Here is a 3096-nt window from a genome sequence, read left to right as displayed (position 1 = left end):
ACTCTGGATGCCCATCTCTTTATTTCCAGACTGGATGCAAGCAATCGGGAAGTGTCTACCAACTTATCAGTTGATGGAGTTGCTCAAGACCTTCTTAAACGAGGGTGGCATCAATTTATCAGCCACAGTTTATCTACTTGTTTTTTCAGCAGTTTTGTTTGGTTTGACCATTTACCTTCAAGGTCATAAGGAGAATGCTTAATGCTTGAAAGACTGAAAAGCATACATTATATGTTTTGGGCCAGTTTGATTTTTATGGTTTTTCCCATCGTTCCTGTAGTGACTGGGGAGCTTGCTGTCTGGCATTTATTGATTGATATTCTATTTGTCTTGGCTTACTTAGGTGTTTTAACCACCAAGAGTCAGCGTTTATCCTGGCTCTGTTGGGTGATTATGCTAGCCTATGTAGCTGGGAATACTGCCTTTGTTGGTGTAAATTATATCTGGTTCTTCTTTTTCCTTGCCAATCTCTTAATTTATCATTTTGGCGTACGTAGTTTAAAGTCTTTACATGTCTGGACTTTTCTTCTTGCTCAAGTCCTTGTTGTGGGCCAACTGTTGATTTTTCAGAGAATCGAAGTTGAGTTTCTATTCTATCTACTTGTAATTCTTGCTTTTGTCGATTTAATGACTTTTGGCTTGGTTCGGATTCGTATTGTCGAGGATTTGAAAGAAGCTCAGGCTAAGCAAAATGCCCAGATAAATCTATTGCTTGCTGAAAATGAACGTAGTCGTATCGGTCAGGATTTGCATGATAGTCTGGGACATACCTTTGCTATGCTGAGTGTCAAGACAGATTTAGCCTTGCAGTTATTTCAGATGGAGGCTTATCCACAGGTGGAAAAGGAATTAAGAGAAATACAGCAAATTAGCAAAGAATCAATGCGTGAAGTGCGAACCATTGTGGAAAATCTTAAGTCTAGAACTTTGACATCCGAACTAGAGACTGTGAAAAAGATGTTAGAAATTGCTGGAATTGAGGTGGAAATAGCTAATCAACTAGATACAGCTAGCTTAACTCAGGAATTGGAGTCAACGGCTTCTATGATTTTGCTTGAGTTAGTAACCAATATCATCAAACATGCTCAAGCGTCTAAAGCTTACTTAAAATTAGAACGGACAGAGAAGGAACTCATTCTAACAGTAAGTGATGATGGCTGTGGCTTCGCTTCTATAAAAGGAGATGAGTTCCATACAGTCCGAGATCGTGTCCTTCCATTTTCAGGAGAAGTAAGTGTAATCAGTCAGAAACACCCAACGGAAGTGCAGGTTCGACTACCTTATAAGGAGAGAAACTAAGATGAAACTACTTGTTGCAGAAGATCAAAGTATGTTACGAGATGCCATGTGCCAGTTGCTTGCCTTTCAAGCAGATGTAGAGTCTGTCTTACAAGCCAAGAATGGGCAAGAAGCAATCCAACTATTTGAAAAGGAGTCTGTAGATATCGCCATCCTTGACGTAGAAATGCCTGTTAAGACAGGTCTTGAAGTTTTGGAGTGGATACGAGCAGAAAATTTAGAAACAAAGGTGGTTGTGGTGACGACCTTCAAGCGCCCTGGTTACTTTGAACGTGCAGTCAAGGCTGGAGTAGATGCTTATGTATTAAAAGAAAGAAGCATTGCAGACCTCATGCATACCTTGCATACGGTGTTAGAGGGACGCAAGGAATATTCTCCAGAGTTGATGGAAGTCATGATGACCCATCCCAATCCGTTGACAGAACAAGAGATTGCTGTTTTAGAGGGAATTGCTAAGGGTTTATCCAATCAAGAAATTGCAGATCAACTTTATTTATCAAACGGAACCGTCCGAAACTATGTCACCAATATTCTTTCGAAACTAGATGCAGGTAATCGAACAGAGGCAGCTAATATCGCGAAAGAATCTGGTTGGTTGTGATGATATAATATTTTTTGAACATTATGTGTTAAAATTGATGGGATTGAATGGAACAATACTAACTTTAGGAGGGTGGGATTCCTCCTTTTTCTTTTTTGGGGGAGCACTACAAAAGAGCTAAAATTAAGAATAAAAAAAGAAAAATATCTTGACAACCAAGGGAAAATTTTGTTACAATAATAGACGGTACTTTTTACTTTTGGTCTCTCAAGAGTGTACAGGGACGTGCTGACAAATGTTGCAAAAGTACACACAGATGATAGCTGTCACCAAGTGTATCATCACCAAAAATAAAAAAACACAGGAGAATGTAGATGCCTACAATTAACCAATTGGTTCGCAAACCGCGTAAATCAAAAGTAGAAAAATCTAAATCACCAGCTTTGAACGTTGGTTACAACAGTCATAAAAAAGTTCAAACAAACGTTTCTTCACCACAAAAACGTGGTGTTGCAACTCGTGTTGGAACAATGACACCTAAAAAACCTAACTCAGCCCTTCGTAAATTTGCTCGTGTACGTTTGAGCAACCTTATCGAAGTTACTGCCTACATCCCAGGTATCGGACACAACTTGCAAGAGCACAGCGTGGTGCTTCTTCGTGGTGGACGTGTAAAAGACCTTCCAGGGGTACGTTACCATATCGTCCGTGGTGCACTTGATACTGCAGGTGTTAACGATCGTAAACAAGGCCGTTCTAAATACGGTACTAAACGTCCAAAAGCATAAGGAAAGGGGATAAAGAGAAATGAGTCGTAAAAATAGAGCTCCAAAACGTGACGTATTGCCAGATCCGCTTTACAATTCACAACTAGTTACTCGTCTTATCAACCGCGTTATGCTTGACGGTAAACGTGGTACAGCTGCTTCAATCGTTTACGGTGCTTTTGAGCAAATCAAAGAAGCTACTGGCAACGATGCACTTGAAGTATTTGAAACAGCTATGGAAAACATCATGCCTGTACTTGAAGTACGTGCACGCCGTGTTGGTGGTTCTAACTACCAAGTCCCAGTTGAAGTTCGTCCAGAACGTCGTACAACACTTGGACTTCGTTGGTTGGTAACAATCGCTCGTCTTCGTGGTGAACACACAATGCAAGACCGTCTTGCAAAAGAAATCTTGGATGCTGCTAACAACACTGGTGCAGCAGTTAAGAAACGTGAAGACACTCACCGTATGGCTGAAGCTAACCGTGC

Annotated in this window: 4 protein-coding genes and 1 pseudogene; all 5 read left to right on the top strand. The window is 40.6% G+C overall.

Annotated elements, in window-relative coordinates:
* Positions 1-202: pseudogene (locus QZ359_RS01850) on the top strand (ABC transporter permease); the annotation flags it as partial.
* Positions 202-1299 (top strand): sensor histidine kinase, encoded by a 1098-nt coding sequence (locus tag QZ359_RS01845; RefSeq protein ID WP_293957372.1) that lies wholly within the window; start codon positions 202-204, stop codon positions 1297-1299. The pseudogene QZ359_RS01850 and the gene QZ359_RS01845, both read left to right, overlap by 1 nt.
* 1 nt (position 1300) lies before the next feature.
* A complete protein-coding gene (locus QZ359_RS01840; protein WP_293957370.1) occupies positions 1301-1900 on the top strand; it encodes a response regulator transcription factor in 600 nt (199 codons plus the stop codon).
* A 314-nt stretch (positions 1901-2214) separates the two neighbouring features.
* Positions 2215-2628 (top strand): 30S ribosomal protein S12, encoded by a 414-nt coding sequence (gene rpsL / locus QZ359_RS01835; RefSeq protein ID WP_001142332.1) that lies wholly within the window; start codon positions 2215-2217, stop codon positions 2626-2628.
* Between the two features lie 19 nt (positions 2629-2647).
* Positions 2648-3096, top strand: a 449-nt coding sequence (gene rpsG, locus QZ359_RS01830; RefSeq protein WP_293956960.1) for a 30S ribosomal protein S7, incomplete at its 3' end; no start/stop codon positions are given.

Source organism: Streptococcus sp. (genome assembly GCF_019414905.1).
GTDB lineage: Bacteria > Bacillota > Bacilli > Lactobacillales > Streptococcaceae > Streptococcus.
The sequence above is the reverse complement of the archived record's forward strand: the minus strand, read 5'-3'. Positions and strand labels throughout refer to the sequence as shown.

Bases quoted from the DNA above. Each gene is read 5' to 3' on its own strand.
- QZ359_RS01845 (WP_293957372.1), top strand. From the start codon at position 202: ATGCTTGAAAGACTGAAAAGCATACATTATATGTTTTGGGCCAGTTTG.
- QZ359_RS01840 (WP_293957370.1), top strand. From the start codon at position 1,301: ATGAAACTACTTGTTGCAGAAGATCAAAGTATGTTACGAGATGCCATG.
- rpsL (WP_001142332.1), top strand. From the start codon at position 2,215: ATGCCTACAATTAACCAATTGGTTCGCAAACCGCGTAAATCAAAAGTA.